The organism is Aquabacterium sp. (genome assembly GCF_034003525.1).
Lineage (GTDB): Bacteria > Pseudomonadota > Gammaproteobacteria > Burkholderiales > Burkholderiaceae_C > Aquabacterium.
In genome coordinates, this window is record NZ_JAVEYN010000023.1 from 47,635 (window position 1) to 64,156 (window position 16,522).

Sequence of the window (16,522 nt, forward strand, 5' to 3'; positions counted from 1 at the left end):
ATTTTGCGTCAATTTTGACCGCATAACGCACCGTATCCATCAGGCGGCGTTCTCATTCCCTCACTTTGCCCCGTGCCGCCTTCACCTCGGCCCGCACGGCCTTGCCCTGCAGACGACGCTGTTTCGAGCCCCAGGTGGGTTTGGTGGGGCGCCGCACCGCCTGCACCTGCGAGGCTTCGGCCACCATCACCTGCAATCGCCCCAGAGCCTCGGCCTTGTTCTGCTCCAGGCTGCGCGACGACTGCGCCTTGATCACGATGACGCCCTGCTTGCTGAGGCGCTGGTCAGCCAGCGCAAGCAAGCGCGCCTTCACCTCTGCGGGCAGCGACGAGGCGCGCACGTCAAAGCGCAACTGCACCGCACACGAAACCTTGTTGACGTTCTGCCCACCCGGCCCCTGCGCGCGGATCGCCAGAAAGGCGACTTCGTGTTCCCACACGTGGGAGGGGATGGTGGATGAAGACATGTCGACGCCGATCATAAAGCGTGCCCCTTGTCAGCGATAGGGCGGCGGCGTACGCTGTGCCGCTGCGGAGGTGGCCCATGAACACACTGACGAAAATGGCGCAGGGCCTGATCGGCCAACTCAAGCCCCGAGCGCTGTCGACCCCGGCCCCTGAGGCGCGGGCCCTGCCTGCACCGGTCATGCAGGGGGGCATGCCCTTGCGCGATGCCTTGCACCAGCGCCAGTCCCTGCGCGCGTTCCGCACCGATGCCTTGTCCGACCAGCTGCTGTCTGACCTGCTGTGGGCCGCCAACGGCGTCAACCGACCCGAGGTCGGTGGCCGCACCGCCCCCAGCGCCATGAACACCCAGGAAGTCGACATCTACGTGGCCCTGTCCAGCGGCACCTATCTCTACGAGCCCCAGGCCCACGCTCTGAGCCTGGTGGCCAGCAGCGACGTGCGCCGGGTCACCGGTTACCAGGACTTTGTCGACGAGGCCCCGCTGGACCTGGTCTACGTGGCCAACCACAGCCGCATGAGCATGGTGCCGGCGGCACAACGTCAGCTGTATGCCGGGATGGCAGCAGGCGCCATTGCCCAGAACGTCTACCTCTTTGCCGCTGCTTCCGGACTGGCCACGGTCTTGCGCGCCTGGATCGACCGGGACGCCTTGACCGACGCCCTGAACCTGAGCACCGATCACCAGGTGCTCCTGTCGCAAACGGTGGGCCATCCCCAGGCCTGAGCCCTGAAAAATCACGGTTCCCCCTCTTGCCTCGGCGCGGCACCGCGTGGATGATGGTTCGACACCGGGATGGATCACCCAGGAGAACTTCCGTGACAACAGCCGCCGACATCCTCAAGAGCAAACCGAATCAGGCCATCTACGCCATCGGCCCACGCGCCTCGGTGTACGACGCCCTCAAGCTGGCCGCCGACAAGGGGGTGGGGGCCCTGCTGGTGATGGAAGATGAGCGCGTTGTGGGCATCGTCACCGAGCGCGATTACGCGCGCAAGGTGGCGCTGCTGTCGCGCTCGTCCAAGGACACCGCCGTCAGCGAGATCATGACCACCGCCGTCATGTACGTGCACCCGAAGCAAACCAACGCCGAGTGCATGGCGCTGATGACGGACAAGCGCGTGCGCCACCTGCCGGTCATGGACGACGGCAAGCTGCTCGGCCTGATCTCCATCGGTGACCTGGTCAAGGACATCATCTCCGAGAAGGAGTTCATCATCCAGCAACTGCAGCACTACATCACGGGCGAACGCGCCTGATCCTGCCCAGGTCAGGGTGCCCACCCCTGGCGCCTCTGAGCCAGTATGCTCACGCCATTGCTTCCGAAGTTGAACATGGCGCGTCTGAATCATTTCGATCTGTTGGCCCTGGGGTTCATGACCTTTGCGCTGTTTCTGGGCGCAGGCAACATCATCTTTCCCCCGCTGGCCGGACTGCAGGCAGGCGCCCATCTGCGACCTGCCGCCCTGGGCTTTCTGATCACAGCGGTGGGCCTGCCCCTGTTGACCGTGGTGGCCTTGGCACGCGTGGGCGGTGGCATGTCCGCGCTGACCGCGCCCCTGGGACGCCGTGCCGGCACGGCCCTGGCCGTGGCCGTCTACCTGGTGATCGGCCCGCTCTTTGCCACGCCGCGCGCGGCGGTGGCCTCGTTCGAGATCGGCATCAGCCCCTTCAGCGGCATGGGCGCACTGGCCCTGTCGGCCTACAGCGGTGTGTTCTTCCTGCTGGTGTGGGCGATGGTGCTGTTTCCCGGGCGCCTCATCGACGTGGTTGGCAAGCTCATCACCCCGGTGCTCATCGTGGCGTTGGTCCTGCTGGGCGCAGCGGGCCTGTGGCTCCCGGCCGGCCCGGTGGCCCCACCTCAGGGCGACTACGTGGCCCAGCCGCTGCTGAAGGGTTTCCTGGAAGGCTACCTGACCATGGACGCGCTCGGCGCCCTGGTCTTCGGCATCGTGATCGCCACGGCCGTGCACGACCGCGGCATACATGAGCGGCGCCTGGTCACCCGCTACTCGGTCATCGCGGTGCTGATTGCCGCCACGGCGCTGGCGCTGGTCTATGTCTCGCTGTTCTACCTGGGGGCTGGCAGCCAGGTGCTGGCGCAGGGTGTGAGCAATGGCGGCGAGCTGCTGACCCGCTATGTGCAGCACACCTTCGGCACGCCCGGCCTGCTGCTGCTGGCCGTGGTCATCGTGCTGGCCTGCCTCACCACCGCCGTGGGCCTGATGACGGCCTGCGGCGAGTTTTTCAGTGAGCTGCTGGGTGTGGGCTACCGCAAGGTCGCGTCTGTGTTCGTGCTGTTGAGCCTGCTCATCTCCAATGTGGGACTGACACAGCTGATCCAGTTTTCGATTCCCGTGCTGGTGGGCCTGTACCCGCTGGCCATCGTGCTGGTGGTGCTCAGCCTGGCCAACGGCTGCTGGCGCGTGCCCGAGCGGGTGTTCCGGCCGGTGATGGCGGTGACCTGCGTGTTCGGGGTGGCCGATGGCCTGGCCTGGGCGGGCGTCAACAGGGTGAGCACCCACACCGCTGGCTTCTTCCAGGGCCTGCCACTGGCCGAATGGGGCATGGCCTGGGTGCTGCCGGTGGGCATCGCCTTGCTCATCGCAGGCGGGGTGGATCGGTGGCGGGGTGCCGCGGCCGCTTGAAACTTCAGCAGGCTCCGCCGCCCATTGGAGACGCCTGGTACGTCATTTCTTCGTCTCCTTGACCCGCTTCTCCACCGCCTCCAACACCTTCATGTCCTCCGCATCGGCCGCCAGGACCTCAGCCTGTCGGCGTTGCGCATCGAAGCGCTCATAGTGTTCGTGCGCCACCTGCTTCATGCGCTCGTTGCTCACCGAGCCCGCCCCTTGCAAGATGGCCCGGTCGCTGAAGGCCAGCAACTTGTCCACGTTCTGGCGCCAGTAGTCCAGCGTGAGCTGCCGACGGTCCTTGGCACGCAGTTCGGCCTGCTCCAGAAAAATCACGACCAGGCGGTTGAGGGTGTCCACCTCATCGGCGCTCAGATAGTTCTTGGCCACGATCACATCGGCCTTGCGCACACGGCTGCCGTCCCAGGTCGTCAGGGCCATATTGGGCGCTTCGGCATTGGCGCGCGCAACGATCAGTTCGGCGGCCGTTTTGTGCGTCACCGCGTATAGCAGCTTGTTTTGTACCTCGGCAAAGAACAGGTGAGCAGCAGCATCATTTGGCTGGTAGTCAGCGCTGAGCGCAAACAAATCCCGCACCTTTTGATAGAAGCGCTTCTCGGACGCGCGTATCTCGCGGATGCGGGCCAGCAGCTCATCAAAATAATCCCAGCCACCGGGGTTCTTGAGGCGTTCGTCGTCCATGACGAAGCCTTTGACCAGATACTCCGCAAGGTTTGCCGTGGCCCATTGGCGAAACTGTATGCCACGAAGTGAGCGTACCCGAAAGCCAACCGCCAGGATCATGTCCAGGCGGTACAGCTTGGTGCGGTATCGCTTGCCGTCAGCGGCAGTTATTAAGTCTTCCTTAATAACTGAATCAGCCAGCAGTTCACCCTCTTTCAGAATGTTGCGGATGTGGATGTTGACATTCGCCACAGTGCCGCCAAACAAGTCGGCAATCTCCAGCTGGGTCAGCCACAGGCTGCCGTCCTCAGCGCGGAACTGCACACGGGTCAGACCGTCATCCGTCTGGTAGATGATCAACTCGCTCATGCCGTGACCATGCTGAACCATGGCAATGATGTCTCGCGCCAGAGCTTTCTATGCCAAGAAAGCTTAAGCGTCGATGTTCGTCGCCCGCAGCGCGTTGGTCTCGATGAAGTCGCGACGCGGCTCCACCTCGTCGCCCATCAGCATCGTGAACACGCGGTCGGCCTCGATGGCATCTTCGATCTGCACACGCAGCAGGCGGCGCACATTCGGGTCCATCGTGGTTTCCCACAGCTGCTCGGGGTTCATCTCACCCAAGCCCTTGTAACGCTGGCGGCCCACCGAGTTTTCGGCTTGCTGCAGCAACCAGGCCATGGCGGCGCGGAAGTCGGCCACCTTGGCTTCCTTGGCCTTCTCACCTTCGCCACGGCGCACCATGGCGTCTTCGGTCAGCAGGTCCTTGAAGGTGACGCCAGCCTTGCTCAGCGCTTCGTAGTCGGCGCCATGCACAAAGTCGGCATTGATGATGCTGTACTTGGTGTTGCCGTGGAAGATGCGGCTGATGCGCAGGATGTGCTTGTCAGTGCGGGCATCGTGCTCGGCGGTCACTTCGGCGTTGTGCAGCGCGGCCTTGAGGGCCGCGGCACTGGCTTCGGCATCGGCCAGGGTGTCCAGGTTCAGGGTCAGACCATTGGCAATCGCGCGCAGGGCTTCGACGTCCATCCAGTTGCTCAGGCGGTCCACCACGCTGCGCGCGGTCACATAGGCCTGCGCCAGCTCGGCCAGCGCCTCGCCGCTGATGGCGGGTTTGCCTTGGCCCGGCTCCACCACCGCACCGTCGAGCGCCACCTTCATCAGGTAGTCGTCCAGCGCGCTGGCGTCCTTGAGGTACTGCTCCTGCTTGCCGTGCTTGACCTTGTAGAGCGGCGGCTGGGCAATGTAGATGTGACCACGCTCGACCAACTCCGGCATCTGACGGAAGAAGAAGGTCAGCAGCAGGGTGCGGATGTGGGCGCCGTCCACGTCCGCGTCGGTCATGATGATGATGCGGTGGTAGCGCAGCTTGTCCGGATTGAAGTCGTCGGTGCCGGCGCCGCGGCCGATGCCGGTGCCCAGGGCCGTGATCAGCGTGAGGATTTCATTGCTGGTCAGCAGCTTCTCGTAGCGGGCTTTTTCGACGTTCAAAATCTTGCCGCGCAGCGGCAGGATTGCCTGGAACTTGCGATCACGGCCCTGCTTGGCCGAACCACCGGCGGAGTCACCCTCCACGATGTAGATTTCGCACAGCGAGGGGTCTTTTTCCTGGCAGTCGGCCAGCTTGCCGGGCAGGCCCAGACCGTCGAGCACGCCCTTGCGGCGCGTCATTTCGCGGGCCTTGCGGGCGGCTTCACGGGCACGCGCCGCTTCCACGATCTTGCCGCAGATGATCTTGGCGTCGGTCGGGTTCTCCAGCAACCAGTCGGTCAGCAGGCGGCTGACGATGTCTTCCACCGGTGCACGCACTTCCGACGAGACCAGCTTGTCCTTGGTCTGGCTCGAGAACTTGGGCTCAGGCACCTTGACCGACACCACGCAGGCCAGGCCTTCGCGCATGTCGTCACCCGCGACATCGACCTTGGCCTTCTTGGCCAGCTCGTTGTCTTCGATGTACTTGTTGATGACGCGGGTCATCGCCGCACGCAGGCCGGTCAGGTGGGTGCCGCCGTCGCGCTGCGGGATGTTGTTGGTGAAACAGAGCACATTCTCGTTGTAGCTCTCGTTCCACTGCATCGCCACTTCCACGCCGACGTTCGTGCCGTTTTCGGACAGCTTGTCGCCCTGCGCATGGAAAATGTTCGGGTTCAGCGTGGCCTTGCCCTTGTTGATGAACTCCACAAAGCCCTTGACGCCACCGGCGTAGGCAAAGTTGTCTTCCTTGTTGTTGCGCTCGTCGACCAGGCGGATCTTGACGCCGTTGTTCAGGAAGCTCAGCTCGCGCAGGCGCTTGGCCAGGATCTCGTAGTGGAACTCGTGGTTCTGCGTGAAGATGTCGGTGTCGGGCAGGAAGTGGACTTCCGTGCCGCGCCGATCGGTGTCGCCGACGATCTTCATCGGGCTGGTCTCGGCCCCATCGCGGATCTCGATCACACGGTCTTGCGGCACGCCCTTGCGGAACTCGATGAAATGCGCCTTGCCTTCGCGGCGCACCGTCAGGCGCAGCCACTTCGAGAGCGCGTTCACGCAACTCACGCCCACGCCGTGCAAACCGCCGGACACCTTGTAGCTGTTCTGGTTGAATTTGCCGCCGGCGTGCAGCTCGGTCAGGGCAATTTCAGCCGCCGAGCGCTTGGGCTCGTGCTTGTCGTCCATCTTCACCCCAGTCGGGATGCCGCGGCCGTTGTCGATCACCGAGATCGAGTTGTCGGTGTGGATCGTGACAACGATGTCGTCGCAATGGCCGGCCAGCGCTTCGTCGATGGAGTTGTCGACCACCTCGAAAACCAGATGGTGCAGACCGGTGCCATCCGACGTGTCACCGATGTACATGCCCGGACGCTTGCGCACCGCTTCCAGACCTTCGAGGATCTGGATGCTGCCTTCGCCATAGCCCGCCGAAATCTGAGCCTCGGTCTGCGGCACAGGTGCCTCGATGGGCTGGGCTGGCTGCTGTTCGGGCTGTTGATCGGGGTTCGTGGCGTCGGTCATGGGTACAAGCGCTAGGTAAGGTGGGACCAGCGGTGGGGGGCCCAGAGATGAAAAAGGTCCCGGCATTTGACAATGCGGGACCCTCATTCTATCCCCTGCGGCAAGGGGGCTCTGATTGAACGGGCTTCGTCAAATGCGCATCGGCATCACGACGTACTTGAAGCCTTCGTACTCGGGGTTGGTGATCAGCGCCGAGCTGTTGGCGTCCTGCAGCGAGAGGGTCACCATGTCCTGGCTCATGTTGGCCAGCACGTCCATCAGGTAGCCCACGTTGAAGCCGATTTCGAAGGTGTCGCCACCGTAGTCGATTTCGAGTTCTTCCTTGGCCTCTTCCTGCTCGGCGTTGCTCGAGGCAATGCCCATCAGGCCCGGCGCAAACGACAGGCGCACGCCCTTGAACTTCTCGCTCGTCAGGATGGCGGCACGTTGCAGCGAGGCCAGCAAGGTGGTGCGGCCCAGCGTGATGTGGTGCTTGTGGTTCTTGGGGATGACGCGGTTGTAATCGGGGAACTTGCCCTCGACCAGCTTGGTCACGAACTCCAGACCGCCAAACGTGAACTTGGCCTGGTTACCGGCAAAGCGCATCTCGATGAGTTGCTCTTCCTCGCTCTTGCTGTCGTCCTTGAGCAGGCGCTGCAGCTCCAGCACCGTCTTGCGCGGCAGGATGACTTCCTGCTTGGGCATCTCGACATCGAGCGTGGCCTGCGACAGGGCCAGGCGGTGACCGTCGGTGGCCACCAGCGTCAGCGTCTTGCCTTCGGCCACGAACAGGATGCCGTTGAGGTAGTAGCGGATATCGTGCACCGCCATGGCGAAGTGCACCTGGCTGATGAGCATCTTCAGCGTCTTTTGGGGCACGCTGAAGGCGGGGCCAAAGTCAGCGGCCTCCTGAACGAGGGGGAAATCTTCAGCCGGCAGGCTTTGCAGTGTGAAGCGGCTCTTGCCGCCTTGCAGCGTCAGCTTGGTCTGGTTGGCCGTGAGCGAGACGATTTGGTCCGAGGGCAGGCTCTTGAGGATGTCACCGAGCTTCTTGGCCCCGACGGTGATGGCGTAGTTGCCTTCATCGCCGTCGAGCTGGGCTGTCGTGCGGATCTGGATTTCCAGGTCGCTGGTGATGAGCTCGAGCTCGGCGCCCTGTTTGCGAAGCAGCACATTGGCCAGGATGGGCAAGGTGTGGCGGCGTTCCACGATCCCGGCCACCGATTGCAGGGCGGCAAGAACTTTTTCCTGAGCTGCTTTCAACACAATCATCTGAAGTCTTTCCCGTTGGTCCTTGCTTGCACGACGTCATCCACCCCCCGGATCGACACGGATCCGCCAAGTTGAATGCGCAAGCCCGTCGATCGTACCTCGGTTCCGCCTGCCTCCGTGGCTCAAGCATTCCCGCAATGCACAGATCGTGCAGATGAGCGTCATCCAGCTCGGGGGCCTGTTTTTTTTGTGCGGCGCGGGCACGGCACTGTATTCATAACTGTTTTTATCTTTCTAACTCGTTGTAGTAGTAGAGGACACATCGGGCTGTGGACAAGTCGTTTTTGTGTTTTCAGATCAAGGACTTGTGATGCGCTCAACCGTGTGGAACCCGGGTTGGATTGCCCCAGCGCGAAACCCCAACAACTTTGAAAACAAGGCGCGGGCTGTGGACAAGTGAGGACTTGTTCGGATCTTGTCCACAAGTTTGTTGTCTTGACAGGGCTCATCAGCCTGTGGCTTGCGGCCTGAAAGACAACGTCATCGAACGAGAGATGTCATCCAGACTGCATGAATGGACATGGCTTGTCATGACTCATGAAACCCATTTTTTTGAAGTTGCTGGCTGCGCACTGTCTTCATAACCATCTTCATCTTTCTAACTGGTCGTAGTAGTAGAGACGCCCCTTGTCTGTGCACAAACCGTGTTTTGCCTTGTGAGATCAATCACTTGGGTGCAGGACAAGCATGTGGAGACAGGTGTTCTTCGTAAGAGGGGCCGATGACAACAACTTTCGAAAAGCCGCTCAGCCTGTGGACAAGCCTTCACTTGTTCAAAAATTGTCCACACCCTTGTTGGCTTGACACGGCGAAAAAAAAGAGGCCGAAGCCTCTGATTTTTTGGGTGCCTGATCGGCTTGGGGGCGGGATCAGCCCTTGAGCGTCTGCTCCAGCACGTGCAGTTGCTGGTTGAGTTCGGTGTCCTTGCCACGCTCGCCCCCGATCTTGCGCACGGCGTGCAGCACGGTGGTGTGGTCACGCCCGCCAAACAGCTCGCCAATTTCCGGCAGGCTCTTTTGCGTCAACTCCTTGGCCAGGTACATGGCGATCTGGCGCGGGCGGGCGATCGAGGCGGGGCGCTTTTTCGAGTACATGTCCGCGACCTTGATCTTGTAGAAGTCGGCCACGGTTTTCTGGATGTTTTCCACCGAGATCTGGCGGTTCTGGATCGACAGCAGGTCCTTGAGGGCCTCACGCGCCAGGTTGATCGTGATCTCCTTGTGGCTGAACTTGGCAAAGGCCAGCACCTTGCGCAGCGCGCCTTCGAGTTCACGCACGTTGGCGCGCACGTTCTTGGCGACGAAGAAAGCGACGTCTTCGGGCATGTCGATGCCTTCTTGCGCGGCCTTCTTGATCAGAATGGCCACGCGCATTTCCAACTCGGGCGGCTCGATCGCCACCGTCAGGCCGGCGTCGAAGCGCGAGGTCAGGCGTTCATCGATGTTGGCCAACCCCTTGGGATAGGTGTCGGACGTCATGATGATGTGGGCCTTCTTGGCCAGCAGCGCCTCGAAGGCGTTGAAGAACTCTTCCTGCGTGCGGTCCTTGCCGGCGAAGAACTGCACATCGTCGATCAGCAGCAGATCGAGGTTGTGGTACTTGGCCTTGAGCTCGTCAAAGGTCTTGCGCTGGTAGTTCTTGACCACGTCCGAGATGAACTGCTCCGCGTGCAGGTAGAGGATGCGCGCGTCCGGCTTGTCGGCCAGCAGCGCGTTGCCGACGGCGTTCATCAAGTGGGTTTTGCCGAGGCCGACCCCACCGTAAATGAACAGAGGGTTGTACATCTGGCCGGGGGCACCGGCCACGTGCAGGGCGGCGGTGCGGGCCATCTGGTTGGCGCGACCGGGCACCAGGTTGTCGAACGTGAGGGCCGGGTTCAGGCCCATGACCTGAGGTTGTGCGCGACCGCCACGGTTCGCTTCGGACGCCTGTGGATAGGCGGCGCCAGCCGGCCCCTGATTGGCGGCCTGGGCCTGGGTCATCTGGGGCGGCATGGCCGGGCTGACCTGGGCATTGGGAGGTAGCGCGCGACCCGGCATGACCATGCCCGGACGCAGGCCGCCGGCCGGTGCGGCCATGCGGGGGGCCAGGGCCAGCTCCAGCCGGATCTCACCGGCTTGCAACTCGCCCAGGATGGCTTCGAGGCGGGCGCTGTACTGGGTGCGGATCCAGTCGAGCATGAAGCGGTTGGCCACGCGCACCGACACCAGGGTGCAGCCCTCGTCCTGGCTCACTTCGGCCGGGGGCAGGGGGCGGATCCAGGTGTTGAACTGCTGTTCAGGCAGTTCGGTGGCCAGGCGCTCACAGGTCCGTTGCCACAGGGTGGCGGGGTCGTTGGGGCTCTGGCCGGCGGCGTTTACTTCGGCGGCACTCATGTGTGGACAAGTCTTTCTTCGGGGAGCGAATTCTAAGCCCATGAGCACAGGTCATTGACAGGTTATCCACAGTTTTTTCCCGTAGGGCCAGATGGCAGTGGGTGATCTGCCGCCGCGCAGCGGAGGCCGCATGAGCGCGGATCAGGGGGCAAAAGCATTGACCCTGGATCAAAAACCTGTTGTAATCGCGGGTTCGTCCGGTCAGCTGACCGCTTTGGCCTGCCAATACCATCCATGGTGGCGTGTCTGAGTGTGCAGAGGGTCCGGGTGCCACCTGGGCGGCAATTGCATCGCATCAGGGATCACAAGACATACAGAGGGCCGCTCTCATTGAGATGCGGCCTCATGAAGGACCATCTCATGAAGCGTACTTACCAACCCTCCAAGACCCGCCGCGCCCGTACCCATGGTTTCCTGGTGCGCATGAAGACCAAGGGTGGCCGCAAGGTCATCGCCAACCGTCGCGCCAAGGGCCGCAAGCGTCTGGGTCTGTAATTCCCGTCCCGGTCTGGTCGGTGCCGTGAAGGCGTCTGACCAGTACAGGTGTGAACGAGGCCGGGCACATGCCCGGCTTTGTTTCGACTTGACTTTGTGACACACCGTGCGGCCACCCAGCCTGAAAGCTGCTGATTTTCAGAGGGCTTTGGGTTCGCGCCCGGTTTCGCGCACGACGCATTTCGTCTTGCATGCGCTGCCGCTGGTGCGCGCTGCGGATGCTGCTTCGGCAGGGTCCGAGCCTGATGCGCTCGCTTGTCCAGCCCCATTGTCCACAGACGAGGGGTTGCAGGCTTCGCCGTGTGTGGATGAGTGTGCACTCACTTTGCCCAGTTCCGGCCCCAGCGGCTGGCGACTGGGCTTGGTGCTGCCTAAAAAACAGGCACGCCGCTCGGTGACCCGCTCCCTGATCCGTCACCAGGTCCGTGAGGCCCTGCGCCGTCATGCGCCCGACATCCGGGCGGCCGGGCGCCATGGCGATGAGGTCGATGGCTGGGTCGTGCGCCTGAAGGCGCCCTTTGATCGCCAGCTCTATCCCAGTGCGGCCTCTCCGGCCTTGAACCTTGCCGTGCGCAAGGAACTGGACGAACTCTGGTCACGTCTGGCCCGGAGTACGGCATGATGCACACGCTCCTCCATGTGTTCCGCCAGGGTCTGGCTGCGCTGTGCGCCGGCCTCAATGCGGTGCTGATGGGGATCGTGAAAGTGTATCGGCTCTTGCTCAGCCCCTGGCTGGGTTCGGCCTGTCGCTTCACGCCCACCTGTTCCCAATATGCTTTGCAGGCGCTCGAGCGTCATGGTCCGGCCGCAGGGTCGTACCTGGCGGCACGGCGTCTGCTGCGTTGTCACCCGGGCTGTCCGGGTGGCCATGACCCGGTGCCCGACCAGGCGCCGCGTCTCTTGTCCCGTTTTTGCAACCCTTCGTCGGATTCCAATCGCCCATGAATGATCTGCGTCGCACCCTGCTGTGGTCGGTCTTTGCCGTCTCACTGCTGATGTTGTGGGACGGCTGGCTGCGTCACAGTGGCCAACCTTCCTTGTTCGCGCCCGCACCGGTGGTGGCTTCGGCACCCGCCGCGTCGGGGCCAGCTTCGTCTGCCAACCTGCCCATGCCCAGTGCGGCCCTGGGCGGCCCCGCTGCCGCTGTGGCGGCTGAGGGCGCGGCCAGTGCACCGGTCGTTCCCCAGAGCGAGCTGGTCACCGTGACCACCGACGTGGTCAAGGCGACGTTCGACACGCTGGGCGGTAGCCTGGTCAAGGTCGAGCTGCTGCAGCACCGTGCGCAGGACGATTTCAAGCAGAACATGGTGTTGCTCAACAAGACCGCCGGCCACACCTATGTGGCCGAGTCGGGCCTGATTGCCAGCACCGGCCTGCCCAACCACAAGACCCCGTTCACGATGGTGAGCACCGAGCGTGCCTTGGCCGATGGCGCCGACAAGCTGGTGATCAAGATGGCCTCGGTGCCCGTGGGCGGTGTGCAACTGGTCAAGACCTTCACCTTCCATCGCGGCAACTACGCCATCGATGTGAAGCAGGAAGTGGTCAACGCTTCGGCGGTGGCCGTCAGCCCGCAGCTGTATGTGCAGCTGGTGCGCGATGGCTCGGTGCCGACGGCCGAAGGCCCCACCATGATCGGTGCTCCCCAGGCTTACCTGGGTGGCGCGTTCTACACGAGCGAGGCCAAGTTCCAGAAGGTGGAGTTCGCCCAGATCGAGAAGAACGAGGCCGAGTTCCAGAAGAACGCCGACAACGGCTGGGTGGCCGTGGTGCAGCACTACTTCACTGCCGCCTGGTTGAACAATGCCAAGACCGCACGCGAGTTTTACGCCCGCAAGCTCGACACCAACCTGTATGCCATGGGCATGCTGTTCCCGGTGGGCGAAGTGGCCCCGGGCCAGACCAAGGCCGTCGACACGCAGCTGCTGGTCGGCCCGCAGGAAGAGGTCAAGCTGGCTCAGCTGGCCGAGGGCCTGGAGCTGGTCAAGGACTATGGCTGGACCCACCTGATGGCCAAGCCGCTGTTCTGGCTGCTGAACTGGCTGCACAGCCTGCTGGGTAACTGGGGCTGGTCGATCGTGGCCCTGGTGGTCTTGCTCAAGGCGGCGTTCTACTGGCTCAATGCCAGCGCCTACCGTTCGATGGGCAAGATGAAGGCGCTCAACCCGCGCATCCAGCAGTTGCGTGAGAACCTCAAGGACAAGCCGCAGGAGATGCAGCAGCAGATGCTGAAGATCTACCGCGAGGAGAAAGTCAACCCGATCGGCGGCTGCCTGCCCATCCTGATCCAGATCCCCGTGTTCATCGCGCTGTACTGGGTGCTGCTGTCCTCGGTCGAGATGCGCAATGCGCCCTGGATCGGCTGGATCACCGACCTGTCGATCAAGGATCCGTACTTCGTGCTGCCGGCCTTGATGACCGTGTCGACCTTGCTGCAGACCTGGCTGAACCCGACGCCGCCGGACCCGCTGCAGGCCAAGATGATGTGGATCATGCCGATGCTGTTCAGCGTGATGTTCTTCTTCTTCCCGGCGGGCCTGGTGCTGTACTGGCTGACGAACAACATCCTGTCGATCGCCCAGCAATGGATGATCAACCGCCAGCTGGGTGTGACGAAGTAAGTCACGGCCTACGCTGACGAAAAAAAAGACCGCCTGAGCGCATCGCGCCAGGCGGTTTTTGTTTGGGGGCTTGCGAACGAGACGGGCGTCAGGGAAGGCGTCAGCGGTCGGCCGGCAAGGGCAGGGTGTCGAGGAACTCGGGCCCGTCTGCCATGCGGGTCATCGGTCCAAGGTCTGCCTCGTCCTGAGCGGGGGCCGCAGACCGGTCGGCCTGGGCCTGGCGGGCCTTCATGCGCGACCAGGTCAGGGGCACCAGCAACTGGCCCAGGTAGTGGTGCACGGGGTAGGCGTGCTCGTTGAACAGGCCCATCTGGCTGGGGAGGCGGCGGTGCTTCGGGTAGACGAAGGTGCCGAACAGGTGGTCCCAGAGCATGACGACGCTGTAGTTTTGGGCTTCGTGCAGCTGGTTGGAGTGGTGCCAGCGGTGGATTTCGTTGGTGCCGATCAGGTAGTTGAGCCAGCCGAAGCGGAAGCGCACGTTCATGTGGGTGATGGTGGCCAGCACGCTGCCGATCATGCCGCTCATGATGAAGGCCTCGGGGCTGACCCCGGTCTGGAAGGTGACGAAGACCGGGATGAGGCGGCGCCAGATCAGGTCGAGCGGGTGGGCGCGGCTGGCGTTGAGCACGCTGAGGCGGTGGGCGCAGTGGTGCACGCTGTGCAGGCGCCACAGGGCGTCAATTTCATGGCCCATGCGGTGGGTGACGTAGAACATGAAGTCGAAGGTCAGCCAGGCGATCAGCACCTGGGCCCACAGCGGCAGGTGGTGGGCGGCCCAGCTCTCGGGCAGCACGCCGAAGTGAAACAGCAGGCCGGTGCCGGTGGCCGCGATCAGCACATGGATGAAGAAGTCGGTGAAGCCGGTGATGGCCACCAGCGCGACGTTGTGCAGGCTGTCGGTGAGCACCTCGCCTTTTTCAAAGCGATTGGCCTGCTCGGGCCACACGTACTGCAAGGCCGTGCACAGGAGGTAGTAGGGGAAGAGGAAGGTCAGCGCGATCTGGGCGGGGTCGAACTGGGCGTTCAAGACGGTGTAGATGCCCAGGCCCAGGGCGCCGAACAGGAACCCCCAGCTGGCGACGAGTGGCAACATGATGCTTTCCTCCTCTGTGTGGTGGGAGGCAGGGTAGGGGGGCGTGAGCGGGCAGCCATCGGGGTTTGCGCGCAAGGCCCCGTGCTTGGGGGTGTGGGCCCGCTCGGGGGACAATGGCGCTTTGACAGTGCGTGCCGCGCGTGTGGGAGTGGGAAAGCAAGATGGCCTTCAATGAGCGCAATGTGCCGATCGTGGCGGTGGCCACGGCCTCGGGCCGCGGGGCGGTGGGCATCGTGAGGGTGTCCGGCAAGGGCTTGATGCCTTTGGCGCAGGCGGTGTGCGGGCGCGAGCTGGCGCCCCGGGTTGCCACCTATGGCCCGTTCCGCGATGCGCGCGGCGAGGCGCTTGACCATGGGCTGGCCCTGTACTTTCCCGGCCCGCACAGCTACACCGGCGAAGACGTGCTGGAACTGCAGGGCCACGGCGGCCCGGTGGTGATGCAGCTGCTGCTGGCGCGCTGCCTGGAGGCGGCGGCCGAGGTGGATGCCATGACCGGCCGTGCGCGCCTGCCTGGCTTGCGCCTGGCCGAACCGGGCGAGTTCACGCAGCGGGCGTTTTTGAACGACAAGATCGATCTGGCCCAGGCCGAGGCGATTGCCGACCTGATCGACGCCAGCACCGAGGCGGCGGCCCGTTCGGCCAGCCGCTCGCTGGGCGGGGCCTTCAGCCAGGAGATCGAAGCGCTGCGCGAACGCCTGATCAACCTGCGCATGCTGGTCGAGGCCACGCTGGACTTTCCCGAAGAGGAAATCGACTTCCTGGAAAAGGCCGATGCACGCGGCAAGCTCAACCGTGTCGCCGAGACCCTGGACGCCGTGCTGGCCCAGGCCCGCCAGGGTGCTTTGCTGCGCGAAGGTCTGCAGGTGGTGCTCGCCGGTCAGCCCAATGCGGGCAAGAGCTCGCTGCTCAACGCGCTGGCCGGGGCCGAGCTGGCCATCGTCACCCCCATTGCTGGCACCACGCGCGACAAGGTCAGCGAGACCATCCAGATCGAGGGGGTGCCCCTGCATGTGATCGACACGGCCGGCCTGCGCGCCGCGCACGAGGCGTCCGACGAGGTCGAGCGCATCGGCATGGCGCGCAGCTGGGAAGCCATCGGGCAGGCCGATGCGGTGCTGTTCCTGCACGACCTCACGCGGGTGGACGAGGTCGTCTACGCCCAGGCCGATGCCGACATCGCGGCGCGCCTGCCCGAGGGCGTGCCGGTGGTGCATGTGTTCAACAAGGCCGACGCGGGCGCGTTGCGGGAGGCCGTGCAGGCCGCGGTGCAACCGAGCGGGCCGGTGCTGGCCCTGTCAGCGAAAACCGGCGACGGCCTGCAGGCCTTGCGTCAGACCCTGCTCGACATCGCCGGCTGGCAGGCCGCGCCCGAAGGGGTGTTCATCGCACGCCAGCGCCATGTGCAGGCCTTGCGCACCGCCCGTGAGCATCTGGAGGCGGCGCAGGCCCATGCGGCCTTGAACGATGGGGCGCTGGATTTGCTGGCCGAAGAACTGCGCCTGACCCACAACGCGCTGGGCACCATCACCGGGGCATTTTCGGCCGACGACCTGCTGGGAGAAATCTTCACCCGTTTTTGCATCGGAAAGTAGTTTTTTGTCTAATGGGGTTCATAGGCATCCAAGCTGTCATTTGTTCCCTTTTAAATCAATGACTTAATTGTCTTTGGTTGTCTAAAGGGGTCTATAGACATCTTGACTTTTTAGGTACACAATTTGGTACACGTTCTAGATTAGCGTATGTGTTGTGTACCTATAGGGTTCCTGAATGCCACGGCAAGCCACTCCACTGACAGACACCAAGATTCGCTCTTTGAAACCGAGGGAAGATCGCTACCGTGTCAGTGACATGGGCGGCTTGCTGATCGAAGTGATGCCCAGCGGTGCCAAGATCTGGCGCTATCGCTACCAGCTT

The 16,522-nt window shown here is 63.3% G+C and carries 15 protein-coding genes; 9 read left to right on the top strand and 6 right to left on the bottom strand.

Annotated elements, in window-relative coordinates:
* Positions 1–52 precede the first annotated feature (52 nt).
* Positions 53–466, bottom strand: coding sequence for an alternative ribosome rescue aminoacyl-tRNA hydrolase ArfB (arfB, locus tag RBT42_RS13085; protein WP_320365816.1), 414 nt, complete (start codon positions 464–466; stop codon positions 53–55).
* A gap of 77 nt (positions 467–543) precedes the next feature.
* Between arfB and RBT42_RS13090 the strand changes: the two genes are divergently transcribed.
* The 3 genes from RBT42_RS13090 (at position 544) to brnQ (ending at position 3,113) form a co-directional block, all read left to right on the top strand.
* Positions 544–1,191 carry a SagB/ThcOx family dehydrogenase gene (locus RBT42_RS13090; protein ID WP_320365818.1) on the top strand — a complete coding sequence of 216 codons (648 nt, stop codon included), beginning with the start codon at positions 544–546 and terminating at the stop codon, positions 1,189–1,191.
* A gap of 92 nt (positions 1,192–1,283) precedes the next feature.
* Positions 1,284–1,724, top strand: a complete 441-nt coding sequence (locus RBT42_RS13095) for a CBS domain-containing protein (RefSeq protein ID WP_320365820.1) — start codon at positions 1,284–1,286, stop codon at positions 1,722–1,724.
* A 75-nt stretch (positions 1,725–1,799) separates the two neighbouring features.
* Positions 1,800–3,113 carry a branched-chain amino acid transport system II carrier protein gene (brnQ, locus tag RBT42_RS13100; protein ID WP_320365823.1) on the top strand — a complete coding sequence of 438 codons (1,314 nt, stop codon included), beginning with the start codon at positions 1,800–1,802 and terminating at the stop codon, positions 3,111–3,113.
* Between the two features lie 42 nt (positions 3,114–3,155).
* On the opposite strand, the gene RBT42_RS13105 is transcribed toward brnQ, so the two are convergent.
* From RBT42_RS13105 to dnaA, 4 genes are all read right to left on the bottom strand, one after another.
* A complete protein-coding gene (locus RBT42_RS13105; RefSeq protein ID WP_320365825.1) occupies positions 3,156–4,151 on the bottom strand; it encodes a virulence RhuM family protein in 996 nt (331 codons plus the stop codon).
* A 63-nt stretch (positions 4,152–4,214) separates the two neighbouring features.
* Entirely contained in the window at positions 4,215–6,707 is a 2,493-nt protein-coding gene (gene gyrB / locus RBT42_RS13110) for a DNA topoisomerase (ATP-hydrolyzing) subunit B (RefSeq protein ID WP_413785900.1), read from the bottom strand.
* Positions 6,708–6,902: 195 nt separating this feature from the next.
* Positions 6,903–8,024: a DNA polymerase III subunit beta gene (dnaN, locus tag RBT42_RS13115; RefSeq protein WP_320365827.1), complete on the bottom strand. Its 1,122-nt coding sequence runs from the start codon at positions 8,022–8,024 to the stop codon at positions 6,903–6,905.
* Positions 8,025–8,893: 869 nt separating this feature from the next.
* Positions 8,894–10,399: a chromosomal replication initiator protein DnaA gene (gene dnaA / locus RBT42_RS13120; protein WP_320365830.1), complete on the bottom strand. Its 1,506-nt coding sequence runs from the start codon at positions 10,397–10,399 to the stop codon at positions 8,894–8,896.
* A 360-nt stretch (positions 10,400–10,759) separates the two neighbouring features.
* Between dnaA and rpmH the strand changes: the two genes are divergently transcribed.
* From rpmH to yidC, 4 genes are all read left to right on the top strand, one after another.
* Entirely contained in the window at positions 10,760–10,894 is a 135-nt protein-coding gene (rpmH, locus tag RBT42_RS13125; protein ID WP_290729357.1) for a 50S ribosomal protein L34, read from the top strand.
* Between the two features lie 106 nt (positions 10,895–11,000).
* Positions 11,001–11,516 (top strand): ribonuclease P protein component, encoded by a 516-nt coding sequence (locus RBT42_RS13130; protein ID WP_320365837.1) that lies wholly within the window; start codon positions 11,001–11,003, stop codon positions 11,514–11,516.
* A 68-nt stretch (positions 11,517–11,584) separates the two neighbouring features.
* The gene (gene yidD / locus RBT42_RS13135; protein ID WP_320365845.1) at positions 11,585–11,839 is read left to right on the top strand and encodes a membrane protein insertion efficiency factor YidD; all 255 of its coding nucleotides are present in this window, start codon (positions 11,585–11,587) and stop codon (positions 11,837–11,839) included.
* Positions 11,836–13,515 (top strand): membrane protein insertase YidC, encoded by a 1,680-nt coding sequence (yidC, locus tag RBT42_RS13140; RefSeq protein ID WP_320365838.1) that lies wholly within the window; start codon positions 11,836–11,838, stop codon positions 13,513–13,515. Before yidD ends, yidC begins: the two co-directional genes overlap by 4 nt.
* 100 nt (positions 13,516–13,615) lie before the next feature.
* On the opposite strand, the gene RBT42_RS13145 is transcribed toward yidC, so the two are convergent.
* Positions 13,616–14,608 carry a sterol desaturase family protein gene (locus RBT42_RS13145; RefSeq protein ID WP_320365841.1) on the bottom strand — a complete coding sequence of 331 codons (993 nt, stop codon included), beginning with the start codon at positions 14,606–14,608 and terminating at the stop codon, positions 13,616–13,618.
* Between the two features lie 161 nt (positions 14,609–14,769).
* Here RBT42_RS13145 and mnmE point away from each other — a divergent pair, with 161 nt between their 5' ends.
* Both mnmE and RBT42_RS13155 read left to right on the top strand, forming a co-directional pair.
* Positions 14,770–16,200, top strand: coding sequence for a tRNA uridine-5-carboxymethylaminomethyl(34) synthesis GTPase MnmE (gene mnmE / locus RBT42_RS13150; RefSeq protein ID WP_320365843.1), 1,431 nt, complete (start codon positions 14,770–14,772; stop codon positions 16,198–16,200).
* Between the two features lie 175 nt (positions 16,201–16,375).
* Positions 16,376–16,522 (top strand): Arm DNA-binding domain-containing protein (locus tag RBT42_RS13155; RefSeq protein ID WP_320365847.1); only part of this gene is annotated, 147 nt, incomplete at its 3' end.